Here is a 22,155-nt window from a genome sequence, read left to right on the forward strand (position 1 = left end):
GGCGTGGTGTTTCAGCAGCGCGTCAAGATGTCGGATGTGGCACGTACTGCCGGCGTCTCGGTCGCGACCGTGTCGAAGGTCGTCAACGGCCGCTACGGCGTGGCCCAGGCAACCGTGGAGCGGGTCCAGCAGGTCATCCACGAGCTCGGCTACGAGGCGAGCCTGGGAGCGCAGAGCCTGCGCAGCCACCGCACCAACGTGCTCGGCATCCTGGTCGCCGAGTTCGAGCCGTTCTCGACCGAGCTGCTCAAGGGGGCGTCGCAGGAGGTCGCCGGGAGCGGATACCAGCTACTGGCCTACTCCAGCGGCGACGGCGAGGGTGCCGCCGTGGGGTGGGAGCGGCGCTCGCTCGCCCGACTCTCCGGCACACTCATCGACGGCGCCGTGATCGTCACGCCGACAGTGGTCGAGACCGAACACAGCTTCCACGTCGTGGCCGTCGACCCCCACACCGGGCCGTCCGACCTGCCCACCGTCGACTCGGACAACTTCGCCGGCGCCGTACTGGCGACCAACTATCTGCTGTCCCTCGGCCACACGCGCATCGGGCACATCAGTGGGCGCACCGACCTGAAGTCCGCCCAGCTACGCGAGGCCGGCTTCCGCAGTGCGATGGCCGAAGCCGGCGTGCCGGTGGACGAGCGGCTCGTCCGCGTCGGCGGGTTCCGGATCGAGAGCGCCGCCGGCACGGCCGCAGAGCTGCTCGCCCTCAGCGACCGACCGAGCGCGATCTTCGCGGGTAACGACCTCTCCGCGATCTCCACGATGACCGTGGCCCGCGACATGGGCCTGTCGGTGCCCGACGACCTGTCGGTGATCGGCTTCGACAACGTCCCGGAGTCGGCGCTGGTCAACCCGCCGCTGACGACCATCATGCAGCCGCTGCAACGAATGGGCGCCGAGGCGTTGCGCCTCCTCGTCGACCTGATCGCCGGCGTCGACCGCGACACTCACATCCGGCTCCCCACCGAGCTGGTCATCCGCTCCTCCTGCCGCCCGCTGCGCTGACTGTGCGGCCGGCCGGGTCGGCGCAGAATCCCGGCCCTGGCCGTGTCACGTGGGGGGAACGCGACAGGGTGGCGGAACGTGAATCTCACCTAAGCCGACAATTCCTCCCCTAAGTTCGGTGCGCAGGACGCCGCCGAACCGGGGAGAGATGTGGACAGCTATCCGGCGATCGAGGATCACGGGCTCATCGGCGACCTGCAGACCGCCGCGCTGGTGACGTGCGACGGGACCGTCGACTGGTTCTGCGCGCCGCGCTTCGACTCACCGAGCATCTTCGCCGCCCTGCTCGACAAGGAGAAGGGCGGCTACTTCCAAATCGCGCCGCACGACGTGCGGTACGTGACCAAACAGCTCTACCTCCCCGGCACACCCATCCTGATCACCCGGTTCATCAGCGCCGACGGGGTGGCCGAGGTAATGGACTTCATGCCGGTCACCGGCGAGCGGGCCACCGACGCGCATCGGCTGGTCCGTACCGTCACCATGGTCCGCGGCAGCATGCGCTTCCGGGTGGAGTGCCGCCCACGGTTCGACTACGCCCGCGAAGAGCATCAGCTTGAGCGCCACCACAACGGCTACGTCTTCCGCAGCCGGTCGGCGGCGCTGACGTTCCACCCCGTCGACCCGGTTCGGCGGCTGATCTCCGAACAGGGTGACGTCCACCTTGAGGGCGGCGACCTGGTCGCGTACGGCACGCTGAACGAGGGCGACACCGGCGGGGTGGTCCTGGAGACGGGTGGGGTTGAACCGCGCATCTTCGCGCCGGAAGAGATCCAGGGCATGTTCGAGTGGACCCGGGACTACTGGCGGCGCTGGCTCGAACGTTCCCGCTACACCGGCCGGTGGCGGGAGATGGTCGAGCGCTCGGCCATCACGCTCAAACTCATGACGTACGCGCCGACCGGCGCGATGATCGCCGCGCCCACCACCGCGCTGCCCGAGCTGGTCGGCGGCACCCGCAACTGGGACTACCGCTACACCTGGGTACGCGACACGTCTTTCTCGGTGCACGCACTGCTCGGCCTCGGCTTCACCGAGGAGGTCAGCCGGTACATGAACTGGCTGGACGAGCGGATCCGCGAGGCCGGCGACCATCAGGACCCATTGAAGATCATGTACCGGGTGGACGGCTCCTCCGACCTGCACGAGGAGGTTCTGGACCATCTGGAGGGCTACCGAGGCTCCCGGCCGGTACGGATCGGCAACGGCGCCGCCGACCAGCTCCAGCTCGACATCCACGGCGAGGCCCTCTATGCCATGCACCTCGCCGACGAGCAGGGCATCCGCGTCTCGCACCAGGTGTGGAAGAGCACCGTCCGGCTGGTCGACTGGCTCTGCCACAACTGGGACCAACCCGACGCCGGCATCTGGGAGAGCCGCCACCACCCCCGCAACTACACCTTCGGTCGGGTGATGTCCTGGGTCGCGCTGGACCGGGCCATCCGGCTGGCCACCCGCACCGGCCGCCCCGGGGACATGACCTGCTGGACCGAGCAGCGCAACCGCATCTACAACCAGGTCATGGAGCGCGGATACGACCGGGCCCGCGGCACCTTCGTGCAGGCGTACGACGAGAACGTGCTGGACGCGGCACTGCTCGCCATGCCGGCGGTCGGTTTCGTCACGCCGAGCGACCCGCTGTGGCAGTCCACCCTGCAGGCGATCGAGCGTGAACTGGTCTCCGACAGCCTGGTCCACCGGTACGACCCTGTCCACTCCCCCGACGGCCTCCCGGGCCACGAGGGCACCTTCAACATGTGCACCTTCTGGTACGTCGAGGCGCTGGCCCGTGCTGGCCGCCTCGACGACGCCCGACTCACGTTCGAGAAGATGTTCACCTTCAGCAACCACCTCGGCCTCTATGCCGAGGAGATCGCGGCGACCGGGGAGCAGATCGGCAACTATCCCCAGGCGTTCAGCCATCTCTCCCTGATCAACTCAGCGCTGACACTCAACGACCTGCTCGACACCGAGGCCGACGCCCGCCGCAGGCGGTAGCGCCAGCTCGTCCCGGCCAGCCCGCCGCGCACGCGGAGCCGACGGCGGGAATGACTTGACGCGCCCGAGTCCATCACGCATCGTCGATATACATTGACCATCTCGAATGTATAGACGCGGGGAGAGCCGATGAAGGCCTTCGTCACCACCATTTCGGTTGCGGCACTGCTGCTCCTGGCCACCGGCGGCGCATCCCACGGCCAGTCAGCTGCCGACCCGCCCTGCACCGGGCAGATCCACCCGAACCCGGGGTTCGAGCACGGCACCACAGGCTGGACGGCCGGCCCCCGCATCGTCGTGTTCGGCGACGCGACACGACCGGCACACACCGGCCGCGCCTACGCCGCCTTCGCCGGACTGGACGTGACGCGTACCGACCTGCTGCGCACCACCGTCACAGTGCCGGCCAACTGCAACCTGACGGTCAGCTTCTGGGTGCGGACCACCACCACGGAGACCAGCCGCGGCGACTACCTGAACGTCGGACTGGCGGTCACCGGGATACCCCCGAAGACGAGGTTCTCGCTGGCCTTCGACGGCGGAGCGCAGTGGCGGCAGTACGTGATGTCGAGCGGAACCGCCACGAGCGAACGCACCGCGACGGCCAGCTTCCTCGCCAGCGAGACGGCCGGCAACGGGGCCACCGCCTTCGACGTCGACGACGTGTCCTTCAGCTTGGGCTGACCTGCGCCGGACGACCCTCGGCACCGCGGTGACCGTCCTCGCGCCGCGCGACCTCGGCCGACATCTGCCGCAGGTCGGCTCAGTGGGGTTGATCGGGCCACGTCACCACTCGGAATGCATCCGCAGAACAGATGGAGACTCGACTGTCAATAAGATAAATGGGATTGGTGAGGCCACGAAGAGCCACGGAACTGCGCGGCATTGAGATTCCGATCTCTGCTGGCGGATTGCCTGGTCGGTGAGGGAAACGGACTCTATGCTTGCCGCCGAATGCGCTGCGGCCCATCCGGGCCGAGGGTTACGCCGATCCAAGGATTTGTGAATGCACCGGAAGTCTGCCCCGAGCATCGGCACCGCTGGCGTCGCCGAATCAGCACCTGGCGGCCAACTGCCGGCCTCCACCGCGGAGGGTGCCGCGCGACGACCCGCGGTCGCCGAGGAACAGGCATTTCTGGATCTGGCCACGGCACGGCGCGACAGGCTGGTCGATCACCTACAGGTCGAGCTTTCTGCAGAGGCCCTGGACGCGTTGGAGCTGGCCCGGCAGCGCATGCTCCGCCAGCAGTACGACGAACTACGGCGAGCAGAGGAAGGGCTGGTCTTCGGCCGCCTCGACGGCCTCGACGGCACTGTGCGCCACGTGGGCCGCGTCGGTCTTCGTGACGACGGCGAAGGCACTGAGCCACTGCTGGTGGACTGGCGCGCTCCCGCAGCTCGGCCGTTCTACACCGCTACGGCTGTCGACCCACAGGGTCAGGCACGGCGCCGGCACATCCGTACGACGGGATCGGCCGTCGTCGGCGTGGACGACGAACCCCTCGACGGAAGTACGACTGCGGAACTCGTCGGCGAAGGCGCCCTGCTGGCCGCTCTCGACCAGCGGCGCACCGGCCGCATGTCGACGGCGATCTCCACCCTGCAACGCGAACAGGACGACATCATCCGGGCTGAGGCGACGGGCCCACTGATCGTCCAGGGCGGTCCCGGCACGGGCAAGACCGTGGTTGCCCTGCACCGCGTCGCGTACCTGCTGTTCACCCACCGGAAGATGGCCGACCAGGCGGTCCTGGTCCTGGGTCCCTCGCCGCGGTTCCTCCAGTACATCGCGCAGGTGCTGCCCGCGCTCGGTGAGACCGCCGTCGTCTCGGCGACCTGCGACACCCTGCTGGCCGACATTCACGTGGGCCGCGACGAGAGCCGACGTCTCGCCGAGATCAAGGGCCGCGCCCTCTGGCAGCCGACGCTCGAAAGCTACGTCACGTCGCTGCTCCCCCGACCGCGCGAGCTGAAGCTGCGCTGGGAGGGCGAGTTCTACGTCATTCCGGCCGCGACCGTGGCGCAGGCGCTCGCCTCGGCGGTGCAGGGGCGTCCGTACCACCGGGCCCGCGCGGCGTTCGCCGAGCAGTTGCACCACCGTCTGGCCGATGTCGTCGCCGAACAGCGCGAGACGCTGATGGCGGAGATGGAGGAAGGCTTCGAGGACATCCTCGCCCGCGTCGACAAGGGCATGGCGCATGACCAATCCTCCACCGAGGCGTCCACCGGCAGCGACATCAACGGGTTGCTCTCCGAGGAGGAGGTCGAAGAGCTTCGGTGTCGTATCGCCGAGAACACCACCATCGCCCGGTTCATCGAAGCGTGGTGGCCCACCCTCGATCCCGAAACCCTGCTGGGTGGCCTCCTGACCGACCGCACCCTGCTGGCCCGGTTCGCCCCGCAGCTGTCCCCCGAGGAGATCGCGGCCGTCGCGGCCGAGCCCACGCCCTGGGCATCAAGCGACGTCCCTCTTCTCGACGCCCTCGCCGACCTGCTCGGCGACGTCGACACCCCGCAACCACAGGGCGAATTCCTCGCCGAACGTGCTCGCCGCCAGCGCGGCTGGGTGTACGGCCACGTCGTCATCGACGAGGCGCAGGAACTGTCCGAGATGCAGTGGCAGACGATTCTCCGCCGTTGTCCCAGTCGCTCCATCACCGCCGTCGGCGACATCGACCAGGCCGAGGCAGCCCACCGGCACACCAGTTGGGCGCAAGCGGTACGGGCTGCCTTCGGAGAACGCTGGACCGCCGCGGAACTGACCATCTGCTACCGGACCCCGCGCGAGGTCATGGACCTCACCGAACCGATCTTGAAGAAGGCTGGCAGCCACAACACTCCGCCACGAGCGGTGCGCTCCTCCGGCATCGCCCCCTGGGAGCGGACGATCACACCGGCTGAGCTTGCCGGCGCCGCCGTGGACGGGGTGCGGCAGTTGCAGCAACGGTGGCACGGCGGCACGGTCGGCGTCATCGCCCCCGCGGAGCGCATCGCCACACTCCAAGCCGTGCTGAGTGATGTGCCAGTGCTCACCGCGACCCAGTCCAAGGGACTGGAATGGGACGCGACACTCCTCATCGACCCTCAGGGCATCGCCGCCGAACCGCGCGGTTGGAACGGCCTCTACGTCGCGCTCACCCGATGCACCCAGGAACTCGGACAGCTGACCCTCACGCCGCGGTCATGCGGCTCAGCCGCGTAGGCAGAAGGGATGGCCGGCCGGGTCGCGCAGGACGCGAAAGCGTTCCGGCGCGGGTTGTTGCTCTTCTTCGACCTCATTGACCGTTCCGCCACTGTTCGCCGCGCTGGCTCCGGCACGGAGCATCCTCATCGCCGGAGCGGGTGGGGGTTTCGACGTGTACGCGGGTCTGCCCCTGGCGCTAGCCCTGTGGCACACCGGCGCGCAGGTACACCTGGCCAGCCTCTCCTTCTCGGAACTCGAGTTCATCGACCGAGACGCGTGGCTGGTTGAGCACGTCGCAGCGGTAGGGCCGGACACCTCCAACTCCGACTCGTACTCCCCGGAGCGAACGCTTGCCCGATGGCTGGCGGCACAGCAACTGCCGTCGACGGTGTACGCATTTCCGCCGCTCGGTGTCCAGCCACTGCGGACGGCGTACCGGCACCTCATGGAGCACCTCGACATCGACGCTGTGGTGCTGGTCGACGGCGGCACCGATGTGCTGCTGCGTGGCGACGAGAGCAACCTCGGCACTCCGGTGGAGGACATGACCAGCCTGGCCGCTGTGGCAGCGCTGGACGTACCGGTGGAGCTGGTGACCAGTCTGGGCTTCGGCATCGACGCCTACGACGGCGTCAACCATGTCGAGGTGTTGGAGAACCTGGCCGCGCTCGACCGCATCGAGAACACCGTCGGCAGACGGCAGGTCATCACACGCATCCACGCGTTCCGCGACGAGCTTCTCGCCGCGCGCATACCCCGCGCCTTCCCGCACTGATCGCCCGGACCACGGCAGGTGCGGGTGGGTACGGGGTCCTACTGTCCTCTCCGTGGACGCCAAGACCGAAGAGTTGCGAGCCGCGCACGACGTCCTCGCCGAGCTCTATGCGGAACGCCTGAATGACGCCCTGGATCGCATGCCCGCGGAGAGGGCCGTCCTCGACCTGTTCTGTGTACTGGCGCTCGCCACCGGGCTGGGCACCAACATCGGCGACATCGGCTGCGGATCGGGGCGCCTCGCGCCCTACCTGGCCGCCAAGGGCCTGACGCCCTGGGGAATCGACCTCTCACCCGAGATGATCCGCGTGGCCCGCCGTGACCGTGCGGCTTACCGATTCGACGTCGCCGACCTGCGTGAGCTGCCCTTCGAGGACGCGTCGCTGGTAGGCGCGGTCTGCTGGTACTCCCTCATCTTCTTGGCACCGGACGATCGACAAGTGGCCTTTGGCGAGCTGTACCGCGTTGTCAAGCCGGGCGGCTATCTGGTGACCGCTTTCAAGGCCGGCAGCAGTCAGGTCCGACGCGCGGGACGCAGCGCCAATCTCGGCGTCGAGTTCGACCTTTACTGGCAGACCCCACGGGAGGCGGAACAGAGCTGCACCGACGCCGGCTTCATAACCGTGTTCTGGGGTGGCGTCCCCGCCGATGGACCGGACAGCCCTGGCCAAGGGTTTCTCCTCGCCCAGAAACCTGTCGCTCAGGCACCACGTTGTCCCTAGCGGGCCAGGCGGTCCAGCAACTCGCCGAGCAGCGCGTGTTCGCCAGGGGTGAGGTCGCCCGGGTCGTTGCCGACCAGCGCACGCAGCGTCAGTGCGGCGCTCGCGCGAGTCTCGGGGGCTTCGGCGGGGGGCATGCGCAGGACTCCGGCCAGCGCGGCCTCGCGGACGCGTTCGGACAGCCCGAGATCCGGCTCCGGCTGGCTGATCAAGGTGAGCGTGATGCCGACGTTGGCGGCCAACACCTGTTCGGCGGCATCGGCCGCCGGCACCTTGAGCAGGCCCCGGGCGGCGGTTAACCGATCGCGCAGCGCGGCGTGCGCGGGTGCGGTGACGGCGCAGGGCTTTCCTGGCTGGGCGCGGCCGTAAAGCAGCCCGTAGAACGACGGGTGCTCCAGCCCGAACTGCACGTGCCTGTTCCAGCCCTCGCGCAGGTCGTCCAGCGGGTCGCCGGAGCTCTCGACCGCCGTGTACTGGGTGAAGCCGTGGCTTGCCACGGCGTCGATCAGGCCCTGCTTGCTGCCGAAGTGGTGGTACAGCGTCGGGGCCTGCACCCCGGCGCGTTCGCACACCGCCCTCGTGGACACCGCGCCGCCGCTCTCCAGCAATTCCGCCGCGGCGAGCAGGAGTCGATCCCGTGCGTTCTGCATGCTTGCTACATTACCTCATGTAGCGCTACATTGGCTTCTATAGCGAAAGGAGAAGTCCGTGAAGACTTGGTTCATCACTGGTGGGACTCCGGGTGGGTTCGGCCTGGTCTATGCCGAGGCCGCCCTGGAGCAGGGCGATCAGGTGGCGGTGACCGCGCGTCGGCCGTCTGAACTGCGAGAGTGGGCTGAACGACACGGAGACCGTGTGCTGGTTCTCCAGCTCGACGTCACCGATGCCGACCAGGTGCGGGCGGCGGTCAAGACGGCCGAGGAGCGGTTCGGCGGGATCGACGTGCTCGTCAACAGCGCGGGCCGTGGCTGGTACGGCTCGATCGAGGGTGCCCCTGACGAGACGATTCGCCGCACGTTCGACCTCAACCTGTTCGCCGTGGTCGAGGTGGTGCGCGCGGTCCTGCCCGGTATGCGGGCACGAGGCGACGGATGGATCGTGAACATGTCGTCGGTGGCAGGCCTCGTCGGCGCACAGGGGTTCGGCTACTACGCGGCGGCGAAGTTCGCGATCGAAGGACTGTCGGAGACACTGCGCCAGGAAGTTGAGCCGTTCGGTGTGCGCGTGCTCGTCGTGGAGCCGGGTGCGTTCCGCACCAAGGCCTTCACCTATTTCCAGAACGAGGACGTCAACGAGATCGTCGACGCCTACGTACCGATGGTCGAGGGCGTCAAGGCGGCGTTCGTGGACCACAACGGCAAGCAGGCAGGAGACCCTGTCCGTGGAGTGCAGGCCGTGATCAGCGCAATGAACGCACCCGTTCCGCCGAAACGAATCGTGCTCGGCAACTCCGGCTACGACGCCGTTGTTGCGATGCACGAGAACGCACTCGCGGAGCTGCGCGCCAACGAGAAGCTCTCCCGCGGAGCGGACTTCTGAGCGTGACCCTGGTCGGCACCTCGAGCTGAACACCGGCGCCGCACCAGCGCGCGCCCGCGTCCGGGCATCGGAGAAAATTGGAGGCAGAAAATGAACGAGATCACTCTATCCAAGGCCGTCGACAGCTTCATCACGGCCACTAACGCGCACGACGCGGAGGCCCTGGCCGCGGTCTTCGGCGAGGGGGCCAGCGTGCACGATGACGGGAAGACCTGGGCCGGCGAGGCCGAGATCCGCGAGTGGGTCCAGGGGCACCTGATCAACCCAAAGGTCGTGCTCACGCCGACCTCGTTCGCGGACGACCGGCTGGTGGCCTCCGGGGACGGTGATTTCCCCGGCGGGCCCCTGTCATTCGCATTTGTGTTCGACATCAAGGACGACCAGGTCATCGACCTCGCGATCGAGCCCGTCTGATGCGTCACCGGCCGGGCTGCCCGAGGGCTGCTCCGGCCGGTGAACGCGACAGTGGTTCACGGCATCAATCGGCTCAAACGCCACCGTGCAGTCGCGACGAACTCGCCGTTCACTACGAAGCGACCGTCGTCAACCTCGACGACTCTTGGACATCTGCATCGAGCGTGCGGTGGCGCGGGCGGCGGTGTCGATGAAGTCGGCGACCGGGCCGGGTTGCGAGACCGCCACAGCGTGGGAGGCGGCGATCTCAATTGTCGTGGACCCCGCCCTGTCGGCCATGAAGCGCTGCAGGTCTGGCGGGATGGCCTGGTCCTGCGCGCTGATCAAAGTCCAGGAGGGAATCGTCTTCCAGGCGACCTTGGTCACGCTCTCCTCCTGAGCGTGCGCGGAGGCGGGCCGCTGCGTTGCCTCCATGAGTTCGGCGGTGGCGGAGTCGACGTCGGCGGCGAACGCCTCGTGGAACTTGTCCTGCACAATGTACTGATCCATGGTTGTGCCGCCGTCGTCGTCGGGTATCGGGATCATCCTGATGCTCGAGGTGAGCATGCTTCCGGGGTGCTTGGTGAGCAACCCGAGCGCGCTTTCGCCCACGTCCGGGCTCAAGCTGGCGACGAACACCAGGGCCTTGACGTTGGGGGCGTCAGCCGCCGCCTCGGTCATGACCGCCCCGCCGTAGGAATGGGCGGCAATCACGACCGGTCCGGGCAGGCTGTCCAGGAGGGCGCGAACGTACGCGGCGTCCTTTTGCACACCCCGCAGCGGGTTGGCGACGGCAATGACCGGATAGCCCCGATGTTTGAGGTTGGCAATCACCCCATTCCAACTCGACGAGCCGGCGAATGCCCCGTGGATCAGCACGATCGTCGGCATCTCCTGGGCAGACATGTCGGAAGCAGCGCTCATCTGGAGGTCCTTTCGAGAGGCCTCGTCACCCGTTGCCTGCGATTGCCGGCCGGACCGACGAGTACGGTCGACGGAGCGTTTCCCGGGGCACCGCGTTTCAGCCCGCGCGGTCCCTGCTCCGTTGGGGTTGCAGCATCCAGAATTCCGCATTGATCGGGCACTGTCAGCGGGATCGGAGAACGCCGTACGCCTGGCCGGCATCCGAACCGGACAGCGGGACGAGTTGACGGTCACCGTTCGCACTTTGGGCGAGCATTGGGTGACACGTCTCAACCACAGACAAGGATAAGACCGAACGTTCTGTCGCTAAGATGGTTGGATGGCGAGCGACGAACCCACCAACCGGCCCTCCGAGGCACGCCTCAAGCTTCTCCGAACGGCGACCAGGATCTTCTACGCGGAGGGCATTCACGCCGTCGGCGTCGACCGGATCATCGCCGAGGCGAAGGTGACCAGGGCTACTTTCTACCGCCACTTTCCCAGCAAGGATGATCTCATCCTGGCCTACCTGCGGGAGGTGCATCAGCTGGAGCGCGGCATGGTCGACGAGGCGCTCGCCGCCAACCGATCGCCGGTCGACCCGCTCCTGGCCATCGCCAATTCCATCGCTCAGAACATCCAGTCCCCCGGGTTCCGTGGGTGCGCGTTCCTGAACGCCGCGGCGGAATATCCCGACACGAACCATCCCGTGCATCAGGAACTCATGGCCCACCGGCAATGGTTCCTGGAGACCATCACCACGCTCATGGCACAGGTCCATGAAGGAACGGCGGATCCCGCAGCGCGCCATTTCGTCATGCTCCGGGACGGTGCCATGGCGGCGGGATGCCTCGCCGACCCCACGAAGGTGTCCGAGACCTTCCTGAGTGGTGTCGAAGGGCTCCTCAGGATCAACTCGGAGCGTCGGTCGGCAGAGTCGGCCCGATAGCCCTGCACGACCTCGAGCTGGGCCACCCTCCGTTAGGAGGATGACCCAGCTCCTGTGTGTTGCCACGACCGGTTGAGCGCGCACCCCTCGCCCGGCGGACCTCGTCGTCTTCTCGTCGCAGCGGCCCACGGCCGGCGATGACGCGGACGGCCGTACGGCGCAGGTCAGCGGCCGTACGCCTCCAGCAGGCGCAGCCAGATCTCGCTGACGGTCGGGTACGCGGGCACGGCGTGCCACAGCCGCTCCAGAGGAACCTCACCGACGATGGCGATCGTCGCGGCGTGGATCAGTTCCGCGACGTCCGGGCCGACGAGGGTGAAACCGACGATCACCCGTCGGTCCTCGTCCACGACCATCCGGGCGTGCCCCTGGTAGCCGTCGGCGTGCAGCGCGGCCCCGGCGACGGCGGCCAGGTCGTAGTCGACGACCCGAATCCGCAGTCCAGCGGCCTCGGCGGCGGCTGCGGTCAGCCCCACCGACGCGACCTCCGGGTCGGTGAAGACGACCTGCGGCACGGCACGCTCGTCGGCGGTGGCGACGTGCCGACCCCACGGACGGTCATCTGTCGCTTCGCCGGCGGCCCGCGCCACGATCACGTCGCCCACCGCGCGAGCCTGGTACTTGCCCTGGTGGGTCAGGAGCGCACGCCGGTTGACGTCCCCCGCCGCGTACAGCCATCCGTCGCCGATCAGCGCGCCGGCACCGTCGACCACCCGCAGGGTGTCGTCGACCGTGAGCCAGGCGCCCGGCTTCAGGCCGATCCGGTCGAGGCCCAGGTCGTGCGTGTTCGGCGTACGGCCGATCGCGACGAGGATCTCGTCGGCCTCGACCTGTCCGCCGTCGGTGAGCGTGATGTGCACCGTGCCGTCGCCGTCGCGGCTCACCGATCTGGCCTCGACACCGAGTTGCACCGACACGCCAGCTTCCCGCAGAGACTGCGTGACCCGCTCGCCGACGAACGGCTCCGCCGCAGTGAGCACCCCGTCGCGCGCGAGCACCGTCACCGCTGATCCGAGGCCGGCGTACGCGGTCGCCATCTCCGTGGCCACCACGCCACCACCGATGATGGCGAGCCGGCCGGGCACCTGGCTCGCGGCGGCTGCCTGACGGCTGGTCCACGGTGCCGACTCACGCAGACCGGCGATGTCCGGCACCAGCGCGCCACTTCCGGTCGCGATGACGACCGCGTGCCGGGCGGTGAGCGAGGTGGTGGCACCGTCCGCGCCGGTCACCTCGACGACCCGGTCGGCGCCAAGCCGCCCCTGGCCCCGATACAGCGCGATCCCCGCCGAATTCAGCCAGGAGACCTGCCCGTCGTCCTTCCAGTGCGCGGCGAAGGCGTCCCGGCGACGCAGCACGGCCTGCGCGTCCAGCTCGCCGGTCACCGCCTCGCGCGCACCGGGCAGCTGACGAGCCGCACGGAGCGCGGTCTGGCTGCGCAGCAGCGCCTTGGTCGGCATGCAGGCCCAGTACGAGCACTCGCCGCCCACCAGTTCCCGCTCGACGATCGCGGCGGTCAGGCCGCCCTGCACGACGCGGTCGGCGACGTTCTCCCCCACCGGTCCCGCGCCGATGACAATGACGTCGTACGAGGCCTTTTCCACGTCAGTTTCCCTTCGCGGTGCGTCCGAGGCGGATGGCCGCGATGAGGAAGAAGATGGCGCCGGGGATGGCGTAGCCGATCGCGTTGGTCAGCGCCGGGTTGTCCGCGGAGGCTGCCGCGAAGAACGATCCGCCGGCGATGACGGAGATGCCACCGCTGATGATCATCGGCCATTGGCCACCCATCTTGCGGCGGGTGACGGCCACGATCAGCTGAACCAGTCCGGCCACGACCGCCCAGGCGCCCCAGACGCGCAGGACCGCCGGGATGCCGGACGCGCCGGCGACACCCAGGCCCACCGCGGCGAGCAGGCTGATCGCGACGTTCACGTACAACAGGGTGGGCGATCCGGTGGCCCGCGACGCGCGGACGTCGACGATCGCGGCGGCCACGTCGAAGAGCGGGTAGAGCACGAGCAGCGCGGCGGTGAGGGGGTTGAGGTGTGTGGCGAGGGGGAACGTCACGGCGGCCCAGACGATCGCGAAGGCGAAGCGACCGAAGTACAACCGCCGCAGGGCGGCGGCCGTCGTCGAGATGCCGGGAACGGCAACGGTGGTCATGGTCATCCTCTCGGAAATCTCCGGAGCGAAGGGACATCCAGCGGGGTGAGGGCCGCCGCCGGGAGGGGAAGGGCCGTACTACTCGACGTGGGAGAACAGCCCCGTGATCTCCACCTGAGCCCCCTGGAGCCCACCGAAGACGGCAGCGGCAGCGGGCGTCGCGACTGCGGCAGAGGCGTCCTCGTAGCTGGCGAAGTACAGGTCGAGCGTCCGGTACGCGGGTGTGGGCGTGCCGTCCTCCTTCGGCCAGACCTTGGCCGACTCGACCCGCTGAAGCTTCGGGAACGTCTCCGCGGCCCGGAGTACGTCGGCGTAGACCTTCTCGAACTCGTCGGGGTCGGCGGGGTTACCGATGACAAGGGTGATCTTGGTGGGCACGGCGCTCTCCTTCAGGGACAGCCGTACACCTGGCCGAGCGCCAGGTGGAACGAACGTTCTGTCTGGCAGAACGGTAACGGGTCCCCACGTCGCCGTCAATACCGACCGTTCTATCTCGGCATTCTGTGGCGCTCGCCACCACGCGGGAGAAGGAGCACCGGTTCGACGTGAACGCGTTGTGCGCCCAGCCCGACGGTTACGGAACGAAACGGGCCGTCATGGCGTACGGGTGCCGCGTTACGCCTCGGAGTCGCCTTCCCCGGACGTCTCCCGTCCGATCGGCGAGGCGGGAACCTCCAACGGCTGGCCTCGCCAGCGCAGCGCTCCGAGTAGCGCGACCAGGGCCAGCACGCAGGCCACCACGCTCAACCCGACCATCGGCGCCCAATGCGCCAACACCGGCGTGGACAACAACAGAACGCCCAGACCGATCAGCTGGGGTCGGGCGACCTGACCGAAGATCTCGTACTCCAGCCGCAAGCGGGCCACGAGGAAGAGCATCGGTCCGCCCACCACGAACAGCAGCCAACTGGGCCGCGGCTGCCCGAACGGATGATCGATCACCAGCTCGTAGCCGACCGCCGTGACAAGCACGCTGAGCACGATCAACAGGTGCGTCCGTTCCGACGTCGCGCCCAGCCGGCCGGGCATACCGGCCCGACCGAACGCCTCCGACAACAGCAGACCGGCGCGGTAGAAGTAGATTCGCCAGAGCAACGCGCTGGTCGCGAACGTGACCGCGAAGGCGGCCGCCCGATCCCCGGAGTAGTCCGCGCCGCTGAAAACCACGCCGATAACCAGAATCGACTCACCGAGCGCGATGAGGAACATCTGCTGATAACGGTCCGCGAGATGAGTCCCCGCGATCCGCCACCGACCTATCTTCGAGACCCCGAGCCACGGCAGCGGCCAGCCCAGGACCCAGGCGAGGTAGTCGACAGCGAGGGCGACAACCCACAGCGGCAGGCGGAGGTGATCCGGGCCCAACGCGCCGACCAGCCACAGCGGGGCGCTCGCCACGGCCCACACGACAAGCCGGAAGGGCACCAGCCGTCGCGGATGCCCGCGCAGCGCGACCGCTACCACCAAGGGCCGCAGCACCATCACCACCAGGTACGCGACCACGAACGGCACCGCACGTTCCTCAAGGGCGCGGGGCAGCGTCACCGCCATGATCAGTCCGGCGAACATGGTGCCGATCATGACGGCCTGAATGACCGGCTGCTCCGGTTCGTACCGGCTGGTGATCCAGGCGGTGTGCGACCAGATCAACCAGAGCGCCAGAAACAGCAGCAGGGTACGCCCGAAGCCCGAGACGAGCGCCCAGCCGGTGTCATCGGCCGCTCCGGCGAAACGTTGCGAGACCCGGGTGAGGGCCACAACAAAGGCCAGATCGAAGAAGAGCTCCAGGAACGTCGCCCGACCCGAACTCATCGGAGGGCGCAGCAGCTCGGCACCCCGCCCCGCCGCCATCGTCCGCCTCCGTCCGCCCCTCGCTTCCAACGAGCCGACCGCCAGTGGAGTTGCGTCGACGCTCACCTGGCGTCTGGCGTGGACGCACGCCGAGCTGGATGACCTGACCATCATCTGGAACAACGCGGCTGACTTCGGCCTGGAATGACGGCGGCGGGTCCGGCGTGACAGTTACGGGCGGGCGTTGACCGGTCGAGGCGCGAACGCGGAGGGCAGGCCGAGTTCGGCCCGGGCAACCTCGATGAACAGGCGCTCGGCCTCCCACAGGGCGTCGAATCGTTCCGCGGGCAATGCCTCTGCGCCACTACTGGCCGAACGGCACGCGCAGACATCGGTTGGATATCGATTCCAGTCACTGTACGGTGGGAACGCTCCCAGACCGTGTCCACCACCCACCTGCTCGAGGAGCTGAACATGTCACGACGACGACGTCGCCCGGCCGCCATGCTGGCCGGGTTGCTCGCTCTGGCCCTGGCTGCGGCCCTGTCGCCACCGACGCCGATGGCCGGCACCGCCGCGGCCGGCCCATCCAAAACCCGTGCTGTGCCACTCGCTGAACTGACCGTGGTTTCCGAACGGGTGGCTTTCGGTCTGCAGCGTCCCATCGCGATCACCGGGCTTCCGGACGGCCGGATGCTGATCGCGGAGAAGAACGGCACTGTCCGCGCCTACCACCCCGACACCGGCCTGGCACCCGACCCGGTGATCGACCTGACCGCCAGGATCGACACGTCGGACAACGAGCGCGGCCTTCTCGGCATCACACCGGCGCCGAACTTCGCGCGGACCGGGATGCTCTACGTGGCCTACACGAGCCTGCCGGCCGGCGCGCTGACCCTGGCGCGAGTGCCCATCAACGCCCCCGATCGGGTGCAGGTGCTGCTCACCCAGGAGCACGCCGAGTACGGCAACCACAACGGCGGACAGGTGGCCTTCGGCCGCGACGGTTACCTCTACTGGTCCCTCGGCGACGGTGGCTACGCCAACGACCCCTACAAGAGCGGCCAGAACCTCGGCACCCTGCTCGGCAAGATTGTGCGGATCGACGTCAACCGCAGCTGCGGGGCGAAGCCCTACTGCGTGCCCTACGACAACCCGTTCGTCCGCACGGCGGGCGCGCGGCCGGAGATCTGGGTCTACGGGCTGCGCAACCCGTGGAAGTTCTCCATCGACCCGGTCGACAACTCGCTGTGGATCGGTGACGTCGGCCAGGGTCTGATCGAGGAGATCAACCACATCCGCCCGTCGCAGCGTGGCGCGAACCTCGGCTGGTCCTGTCGAGAGGGGACGCCCGTCTTCGACGAGACGCAGTGCCGACCGGGCGTGCGGCTCACCGACCCGATCGTCGAGTACGACCACTACATGACCGAGAACTGCTCCATCATCGGCGGGCTGGTGTACCGGGGGTCCGTCACCCCGGAGGCGCGGGGCACCTACATCGCCAGCGACTACTGCTCGACCCGCGCCTTCGCCGTGCGTCCCAAGTCCACCGGTGGCTACGAGTCCGCTGAGATCGGCACCTTTCCCACCCAGCCGACGGCGTTCGGCGCCGACGTGAACGGCGAGCTGTACGTGCTCAGTGACCTCCCGGGATGGCTGAGCAAGGTGCAGTTCGAGCGGGTCCAGCCGACTCCCACCGGCGGGGCGCCGATCCGCTGAACCTCCGGACATGCCCGTGACACCCGCACTACCTCTGGGGACGGCCGCGCTCGGTGGCCGTCCCCAGGCTCACTCCGACGCAGGCTCGGGCTGCGCCCTGGTGGTGTTGTCCAGCACCAGCTCACGTAGACGACGTGACCGGGGACCGCGGCGCGGCCCGGGGGACACAGCCGGGCCTCTGCTGTAGGTAGCGTGCGGGAATGACACGGAGCGAGCGGATCGCGGACCAGTTGGACCGGCACTGGCACAAGAACCTGCGACCTCGGCTGCACGGTCTCGCCGATGAGGAGTACTTCTGGGAGCCGGTGCCTGGCTGCTGGAGCATCCGCCCACGTGGCACGTCGGTCACATCGATGCCGGCGGGTTCGGGGGCATGGACGATGGACTTCGCGGCCCCTGACCCGGTGCCGGCGCCGGTGACCACGATTGCCTGGCGGCTGGCGCACATCATCGTCTCCTGCCTGGGCTACCGGGTCGGATGGCACTTCGGCGGCCAGGACGTCGACTCCCAGACCTTCGCCTATGCGGCCACCGCTGACGAGGCGCTGAAACAGCTCGACGAGATGTATGGGACATGGAACGCCGGCGTCCGCGAGCTTTCGGATGCCGACCTGGAGAATCCGCCCACGGTCGGTCCTGAGCGGTTTCCCATGGAGGGCATCGTCCTGCACGTCAACAGGGAGCTCATCCATCACGGTGCCGAGATTTCTCTGCTGCGCGACCTCTACCGCTGGCAGCGCCGGTGCCCGAGTGGGGCGGCACCAGCCCTAACGGCCTCATAAGCTCCACGGGCTCCACTGATCAATCCCACGGAGGAACCCGGTAATGTCCAAGCAACTCGCCCGGCGCTGGCTTGCCGGGTTCGGCGTCGTAGGCGTGCTTCTCGCCGCCTCCGCCATCCCCGTCTTCGCCGCCCCTGCCCCCGAGGACCTCGATTTCTTCGCCAAGGATGTGGTTGTCGCCCCCGGCGGCCCTGCGAAAGGATCGAACCTCTTTGCCCGCACCCGCACCAGCACCATGGAGTGGGGCGAATACACGGTCAAGGTGGACCGGAGCAAGGTCGCTGGCTTCGCCGATGTGAGCAACGACGGCAATGACAACTCCTGCACCGAGTCTGGTGCGATCCTCACCTGCAAGGTGGTGGCAGAGGAACACGACTACTACACGTACATCACCATGGTCAACCTGGTCGTGCGGGCAAAGAAGAGCGCCACGCCCGACCAGCAGGGCACAATCACGTTCACCATCACCGATAGCGACGGCGGTTCGGCCACCCACCGCTCGAGCGTCAGCATCGGTGAGGGCGTGGATCTCGCCGGCATCGAGCAGGGGCTCAAGCTGACCGGCGCCCTCGGCGGCACGCTCGACGTCCCGCTCACAGTGGCGAACCGCGGCGCGAAGGCCGTCCACAGTGTGGTGCTGTACTTCGAAGGCGGTTACGGTTTCGGCCCGTCGAAGCGGTACCGGAACTGCGAGTACAGCCCGGCCGACGCCTTCCGCCACGCCTTCGCCTGCCGGTTCCCCAACACCGTCGAGCCGGGTGGCGCCGCCCGGCTGGACTCCAGCTTCGGTTTCACAGTGCCGACCGACGACGCGGCCCCGAACGGTCACACCGGCGTGGCGCACTGGATGACTCCGGCCGACTGGGAGGAGTGGCAGTCCTTCAACCCAACGCGACTTGGGCAGCAGGGCACCGAGGGGGAGCTGAGGCTTGAGCCGCTTGGCCCGCGGAGCACGTCGCGGCAGACAGACGTCAACGGTCAGAACGACGTCACGGTGATGAGACTCCAGGTCAGCGGTGACCAGGGGGCTGAGGTGGCGGCGCTCGGGACACCGGCGACCGCTACCGGAAAGGTCGGCGCCACGGTGCCGTTGAAGGTCGGCTACGTCAACAACGGACCAGCGGCTGTCAACATTGACGGAGCCAAGGATCTCCGGGCCACTACCCTGCTGTCGCTGCCGGATGGCGTCACGGCCGTACGCGTTCCGATGACGTGCGCAAGCCCTGGCTTCTGGGTGCCTGGAAAGCCCGGCGGCAAGGAGTACCGCTGTACCGAGCACAAACGCCTGGCCAAGGGCGAGAAGATGGAGTACGAGTTCGAGTTGCGCCTCGACGAGGCCGGCACCCGGGCCGCAGAGGTGCGGCTGACCTTCGCCACAGGCGTGGATCCCAACCCGGCAAACGACAGCGCGAAGATCACCATCATCGCGAGCGCTGACGGCGGGAGCGAGAGCCCCGGTGGGGATGACGGCCAGGGAGGCGGGGACACCGATGGCTCGCTGCCGATCACCGGTGCCAAGGCCGGCCTGATTGCCGGCATCGGTGGCGTACTGCTCGCCGCCGGCGCTGCGGGCTTCGTGGTGGCCCGCCGCCGCAGGACCCGCTTCGTCGCCTGATCTGTTTGTTGCGCCAACCGTGCCCCGTCGACCTCAGGTCGACGGGGCACGGGTTCACCCGCATGAACTGCTGCAACTCACACGGTCGTCGCCCGGGCGTCGTGCGGAGTGCCGCAGCGATCAGTGATCTCGGTCCTGGTCGAGGAAGCACGACAGCAGTTGTCTGAACTCCTGCGGATGCTCGATCGCCGGCACGTGCCCGCATCGGCCGAACACGTGCAGACGGACGTCGGCCAGGTGTTCGAGCAGGGGCTGGGCTGCCGTCGCGAGCGGGGTGACCCGGTCCTCGACGCCGTGCACGAGCAGTACGGGCGCGCGCACCGCCGCCAGCGTCTGCGCCGAAAGGGTGAGATCGGCGGCCCATCGTGCCCGTGGTGGAGGGAACACCGATGCGAATGCCGCCGCCCCCGCCCGCATGGCGGATGCACGGGCGTCGACGGCCGAATCGGTCACGAGCGACTGGTCGAGGACGAGGCGACTGAGCATGTCTCGTGCGCCGGACGAGCTGGCGGGGGCGGCCCAGACCGCGTCGAGGTCGGCGGACAGCGGCGCCCCGGGTGCGCCCATCGTCGAGACCGCCACGACACGGGTGACCTGCTGGGGGCGCGCGGCCGCCATCGCCAGCGCCACGGCACCGCCCATGGAGTGACCCACCACGGCGTAGTGCTCGATACCGAGGGCATCCATCAGGCCCGCGGCCTGCTCCGTCCACAGCCGGAGCCCACCCCTGGAGCCTGCCGGGAGGGGCGTGCGGCCGAACCCCGCCTGGTCAGGAGCTATCACGTGCCAGGACATGCCCAGCGCCTGCGCCGTCGCTGCCCAGGCGCCGGACCCGGTCGTACCGGGTCCGGAGCCGTGCAGCATCAGCACCGCGGGCCCCTTGCCACTGTCCAGGACGTGGACGGGGGAACCGTCGACTGTGACGGTCCGACGTGCGGTCACCAGGGCAGGCCGGATGTGCTCATGCCGACGCGGGGTCGACGGACTTCGAGAAGACCTCCATCATCGCCCGGCCGAACTGCGGCATGTCGGGCCACCCGCGGCAGGAGACGAGGTTGCCGTCCACGACGTCGGGAGCGTCGATGACCGTCGCGCCCGCGTTCTCCATGTCACCCGTGATGGGGGGAAAACACGCCGTCTTGCGACCCTTCAGCAGCCCGTACACCGCCGGCACCTGCGCGCCGTGGCACACCAGCGCGATGGGGAGGTTGCGCGCGAAGAAGTGCTCGGTGATGCGCCTGACGTCGGCGTCGACCCGGATCCACTCGGGGGCTCGTCCCCCGGGGATGATGAGGGCGTCATAGCGCTCGACGTCGACGTCGACCCAGGGCACGTCGACCGGCAGCTTGCGGCCGTTCTTCTCCACATAGGCGTCGGAGTTGGGGTCGAACTCGTGGATGACCAGTTGCACGTCGCGCATCGTCCGTGACGAGACGTCGACGTCCCAGCCGCCCTCCTGCACGCGGTAGTAGGGGTACATGGTGTCGAGCTCCTCGGCGGCGTCGCCGGTCAGAAGCAGCGCTCTGGGCACCTACTTCTCCTCGCATCTAGGGACGGGTGAGGTGGATCCAATCCGATCCGATCCGGATTGGGTCAGCATTCCTGGGCCCGGCGCGCCCGTCAAGCCTCCACCGTCATTCCGTCCGCGTGCTCGATCTCGTTGAACAGTCGTCGGAAACGCTCACCGGATCGAAGGATGTGCCGACGCATCGCGTAAGCGGCCGCGTCGGGGTCACGCGCGGCGATCGCGGCCACAACGTCCTCGTGCTCGGCCATGGCCAGGTGCGTGACCTGGGTGTCGTGGTGAAGCCGGAAGAGGTGCACGTGGCTGTGCAGGCGACCGAGCGTTTCACGGATGACCAGGTTCTCCGCACTCAGGGCGACGAGATCGTGGAAGGCCGCGTCGCGTAGCCCGAAGGCGCCGTAGGCCAGGGGTCCGCTGCCCCCCTCCAGCTCCGCCATCTCCTCCAGCATTCGCCGCAGACCCGCCACCTGCTCCGCGGATGCGCGTTCGGCGGATCGGCGCGCCGCTGCCGGCTCGAGGAGCAGGCGGACCTCGAGCATGTCCTCGAACCGGTGACGGGTTATCTGGGGAGGAATGCGGTAGCCGGCATGGGGCACCCGCACGACCAGGCCCTCGGCCTCCATCCGGTTCAGAGCGTCTCGGATCGGCGTCTGCGAGACCCCCAGTTCCCGGGCCAGGACGTCGATCGTGACGCGGGAGCCCGGCTCGATCCGTAGCGACATGAGCTGTCCGAGCAGCGTGTCGTACACCTCGTCGGCGAGCCGGCCGCCAGATCTTGCCGCCGGCGTTCCGCCCGTCACGGCCCTGCGGCCCCGCGCGATCATCGCTTCGTCGTCCATCGTGACGTGAGGTCCCTTCCTGCGCCTTCGCGAAACTATTGACATCAGTCACAACGCTGCGGCATGCTGACGCCCCCACGCGATCGTATAGGAAAAGCGGCGCACGTCCGCCATCCCGCACATCGCGGCACCACCGCCACCGCTTCACTTCGATCACCTGAAACTCCCACGAGCATGCTCGACGTCCCGCTCGGGTCGTCACCGGGTCGCAGCTGAACCGAAGGACCTCTCGACGGCAGGCAGCCCCGGCACAC

Annotated in this window: 21 protein-coding genes; 12 read left to right on the top strand and 9 right to left on the bottom strand. The window is 68.4% G+C overall.

Features of this window, described 5'->3' with window-relative positions:
• Positions 1 to 3 precede the first annotated feature (3 nt).
• From ACIBEF_RS20645 to ACIBEF_RS20670, 6 genes are all read left to right on the top strand, one after another.
• Positions 4 to 1,008 (top strand): LacI family DNA-binding transcriptional regulator, encoded by a 1,005-nt coding sequence (locus ACIBEF_RS20645; protein ID WP_357227031.1) that lies wholly within the window; start codon positions 4 to 6, stop codon positions 1,006 to 1,008.
• Between the two features lie 150 nt (positions 1,009 to 1,158).
• Positions 1,159 to 3,006 carry a glycoside hydrolase family 15 protein gene (locus tag ACIBEF_RS20650; protein ID WP_396794828.1) on the top strand — a complete coding sequence of 616 codons (1,848 nt, stop codon included), beginning with the start codon at positions 1,159 to 1,161 and terminating at the stop codon, positions 3,004 to 3,006.
• Between the two features lie 129 nt (positions 3,007 to 3,135).
• Positions 3,136 to 3,690 carry a hypothetical protein gene (locus ACIBEF_RS20655; RefSeq protein WP_396794829.1) on the top strand — a complete coding sequence of 185 codons (555 nt, stop codon included), beginning with the start codon at positions 3,136 to 3,138 and terminating at the stop codon, positions 3,688 to 3,690.
• A 322-nt stretch (positions 3,691 to 4,012) separates the two neighbouring features.
• Complete coding sequence (locus tag ACIBEF_RS20660; protein ID WP_396794830.1) at positions 4,013 to 6,208, top strand: HelD family protein; 2,196 nt, start codon at positions 4,013 to 4,015, stop codon at positions 6,206 to 6,208.
• A gap of 76 nt (positions 6,209 to 6,284) precedes the next feature.
• Positions 6,285 to 6,965 (top strand): DUF1152 domain-containing protein, encoded by a 681-nt coding sequence (locus ACIBEF_RS20665; RefSeq protein ID WP_396794831.1) that lies wholly within the window; start codon positions 6,285 to 6,287, stop codon positions 6,963 to 6,965.
• Positions 6,966 to 7,017: 52 nt separating this feature from the next.
• Entirely contained in the window at positions 7,018 to 7,686 is a 669-nt protein-coding gene (locus ACIBEF_RS20670) for a class I SAM-dependent methyltransferase (protein WP_396794832.1), read from the top strand.
• On the opposite strand, the gene ACIBEF_RS20675 is transcribed toward ACIBEF_RS20670, so the two are convergent.
• A complete protein-coding gene (locus ACIBEF_RS20675) occupies positions 7,683 to 8,333 on the bottom strand; it encodes a TetR/AcrR family transcriptional regulator (RefSeq protein ID WP_396794833.1) in 651 nt (216 codons plus the stop codon). The genes ACIBEF_RS20670 and ACIBEF_RS20675 overlap by 4 nt on opposite strands.
• 58 nt (positions 8,334 to 8,391) lie before the next feature.
• Between ACIBEF_RS20675 and ACIBEF_RS20680 the strand changes: the two genes are divergently transcribed.
• Entirely contained in the window at positions 8,392 to 9,222 is an 831-nt protein-coding gene (locus tag ACIBEF_RS20680; RefSeq protein ID WP_396794834.1) for an SDR family NAD(P)-dependent oxidoreductase, read from the top strand.
• Positions 9,223 to 9,312: 90 nt separating this feature from the next.
• Entirely contained in the window at positions 9,313 to 9,636 is a 324-nt protein-coding gene (locus tag ACIBEF_RS20685) for a nuclear transport factor 2 family protein (protein WP_396794835.1), read from the top strand.
• Between the two features lie 129 nt (positions 9,637 to 9,765).
• On the opposite strand, the gene ACIBEF_RS20690 is transcribed toward ACIBEF_RS20685, so the two are convergent.
• Complete coding sequence (locus ACIBEF_RS20690) at positions 9,766 to 10,539, bottom strand: alpha/beta fold hydrolase (protein WP_396794836.1); 774 nt, start codon at positions 10,537 to 10,539, stop codon at positions 9,766 to 9,768.
• A 319-nt stretch (positions 10,540 to 10,858) separates the two neighbouring features.
• Here ACIBEF_RS20690 and ACIBEF_RS20695 point away from each other — a divergent pair, with 319 nt between their 5' ends.
• A complete protein-coding gene (locus ACIBEF_RS20695) occupies positions 10,859 to 11,467 on the top strand; it encodes a TetR/AcrR family transcriptional regulator (protein ID WP_396794837.1) in 609 nt (202 codons plus the stop codon).
• Between the two features lie 164 nt (positions 11,468 to 11,631).
• Here ACIBEF_RS20695 and ACIBEF_RS20700 read toward each other — a convergent pair whose 3' ends face one another.
• From ACIBEF_RS20700 to ACIBEF_RS20715, 4 genes are all read right to left on the bottom strand, one after another.
• On the bottom strand, positions 11,632 to 13,071 hold the full coding sequence (locus ACIBEF_RS20700; protein ID WP_396794838.1) for a dihydrolipoyl dehydrogenase family protein: 1,440 nt from the start codon (positions 13,069 to 13,071) through the stop codon (positions 11,632 to 11,634).
• A gap of 1 nt (position 13,072) precedes the next feature.
• Positions 13,073 to 13,630, bottom strand: coding sequence for a hypothetical protein (locus ACIBEF_RS20705; RefSeq protein ID WP_396794839.1), 558 nt, complete (start codon positions 13,628 to 13,630; stop codon positions 13,073 to 13,075).
• A 78-nt stretch (positions 13,631 to 13,708) separates the two neighbouring features.
• On the bottom strand, positions 13,709 to 14,008 hold the full coding sequence (locus tag ACIBEF_RS20710) for a hypothetical protein (RefSeq protein WP_396794840.1): 300 nt from the start codon (positions 14,006 to 14,008) through the stop codon (positions 13,709 to 13,711).
• 237 nt (positions 14,009 to 14,245) lie between these two features.
• Entirely contained in the window at positions 14,246 to 15,481 is a 1,236-nt protein-coding gene (locus ACIBEF_RS20715; protein WP_396794841.1) for a low temperature requirement protein A, read from the bottom strand.
• A 381-nt stretch (positions 15,482 to 15,862) separates the two neighbouring features.
• Between ACIBEF_RS20715 and ACIBEF_RS20720 the strand changes: the two genes are divergently transcribed.
• From ACIBEF_RS20720 to ACIBEF_RS20730, 3 genes are all read left to right on the top strand, one after another.
• On the top strand, positions 15,863 to 17,140 hold the full coding sequence (locus tag ACIBEF_RS20720; RefSeq protein ID WP_396794842.1) for a PQQ-dependent sugar dehydrogenase: 1,278 nt from the start codon (positions 15,863 to 15,865) through the stop codon (positions 17,138 to 17,140).
• Positions 17,141 to 17,340: 200 nt separating this feature from the next.
• Entirely contained in the window at positions 17,341 to 17,922 is a 582-nt protein-coding gene (locus ACIBEF_RS20725; RefSeq protein WP_396794843.1) for a DinB family protein, read from the top strand.
• Positions 17,923 to 17,965: 43 nt separating this feature from the next.
• Positions 17,966 to 19,537, top strand: a complete 1,572-nt coding sequence (locus ACIBEF_RS20730) for an LPXTG cell wall anchor domain-containing protein (protein ID WP_396794844.1) — start codon at positions 17,966 to 17,968, stop codon at positions 19,535 to 19,537.
• A 120-nt stretch (positions 19,538 to 19,657) separates the two neighbouring features.
• Here ACIBEF_RS20730 and ACIBEF_RS20735 read toward each other — a convergent pair whose 3' ends face one another.
• The 3 genes from ACIBEF_RS20735 to ACIBEF_RS20745 all read right to left on the bottom strand — a co-directional run bounded on the left by ACIBEF_RS20735 (position 19,658) and on the right by ACIBEF_RS20745 (position 21,901).
• Positions 19,658 to 20,401 (bottom strand): alpha/beta fold hydrolase, encoded by a 744-nt coding sequence (locus ACIBEF_RS20735; protein WP_396794899.1) that lies wholly within the window; start codon positions 20,399 to 20,401, stop codon positions 19,658 to 19,660.
• Between the two features lie 97 nt (positions 20,402 to 20,498).
• Positions 20,499 to 21,068, bottom strand: a complete 570-nt coding sequence (locus ACIBEF_RS20740; RefSeq protein WP_396794845.1) for a DJ-1/PfpI family protein — start codon at positions 21,066 to 21,068, stop codon at positions 20,499 to 20,501.
• A gap of 89 nt (positions 21,069 to 21,157) precedes the next feature.
• Positions 21,158 to 21,901, bottom strand: a complete 744-nt coding sequence (locus ACIBEF_RS20745) for a GntR family transcriptional regulator (protein ID WP_396794846.1) — start codon at positions 21,899 to 21,901, stop codon at positions 21,158 to 21,160.
• Positions 21,902 to 22,155 lie beyond the last annotated feature (254 nt).

This window comes from Micromonospora sp. NPDC050795, assembly GCF_044456785.1.
Classification (GTDB): Bacteria; Actinomycetota; Actinomycetes; order Mycobacteriales; family Micromonosporaceae; genus Micromonospora.

Coding starts and splice junctions, on each gene's coding strand:
- ACIBEF_RS20655 (WP_396794829.1), top strand. CDS start 3,136: ATGAAGGCCTTCGTCACCACCATTTCGGTTGCGGCACTGCTGCTCCTG.
- ACIBEF_RS20660 (WP_396794830.1), top strand. CDS start 4,013: ATGCACCGGAAGTCTGCCCCGAGCATCGGCACCGCTGGCGTCGCCGAA.
- ACIBEF_RS20675 (WP_396794833.1), bottom strand. CDS start 8,333: ATGCAGAACGCACGGGATCGACTCCTGCTCGCCGCGGCGGAATTGCTG.
- ACIBEF_RS20685 (WP_396794835.1), top strand. CDS start 9,313: ATGAACGAGATCACTCTATCCAAGGCCGTCGACAGCTTCATCACGGCC.
- ACIBEF_RS20690 (WP_396794836.1), bottom strand. CDS start 10,539: ATGAGCGCTGCTTCCGACATGTCTGCCCAGGAGATGCCGACGATCGTG.
- ACIBEF_RS20695 (WP_396794837.1), top strand. CDS start 10,859: ATGGCGAGCGACGAACCCACCAACCGGCCCTCCGAGGCACGCCTCAAG.
- ACIBEF_RS20705 (WP_396794839.1), bottom strand. CDS start 13,630: ATGACCACCGTTGCCGTTCCCGGCATCTCGACGACGGCCGCCGCCCTG.
- ACIBEF_RS20715 (WP_396794841.1), bottom strand. CDS start 15,481: ATGGCGGCGGGGCGGGGTGCCGAGCTGCTGCGCCCTCCGATGAGTTCG.
- ACIBEF_RS20725 (WP_396794843.1), top strand. CDS start 17,341: ATGACACGGAGCGAGCGGATCGCGGACCAGTTGGACCGGCACTGGCAC.
- ACIBEF_RS20730 (WP_396794844.1), top strand. CDS start 17,966: ATGTCCAAGCAACTCGCCCGGCGCTGGCTTGCCGGGTTCGGCGTCGTA.
- ACIBEF_RS20735 (WP_396794899.1), bottom strand. CDS start 20,401: ATGCTGCACGGCTCCGGACCCGGTACGACCGGGTCCGGCGCCTGGGCA.
- ACIBEF_RS20745 (WP_396794846.1), bottom strand. CDS start 21,901: ATGGACGACGAAGCGATGATCGCGCGGGGCCGCAGGGCCGTGACGGGC.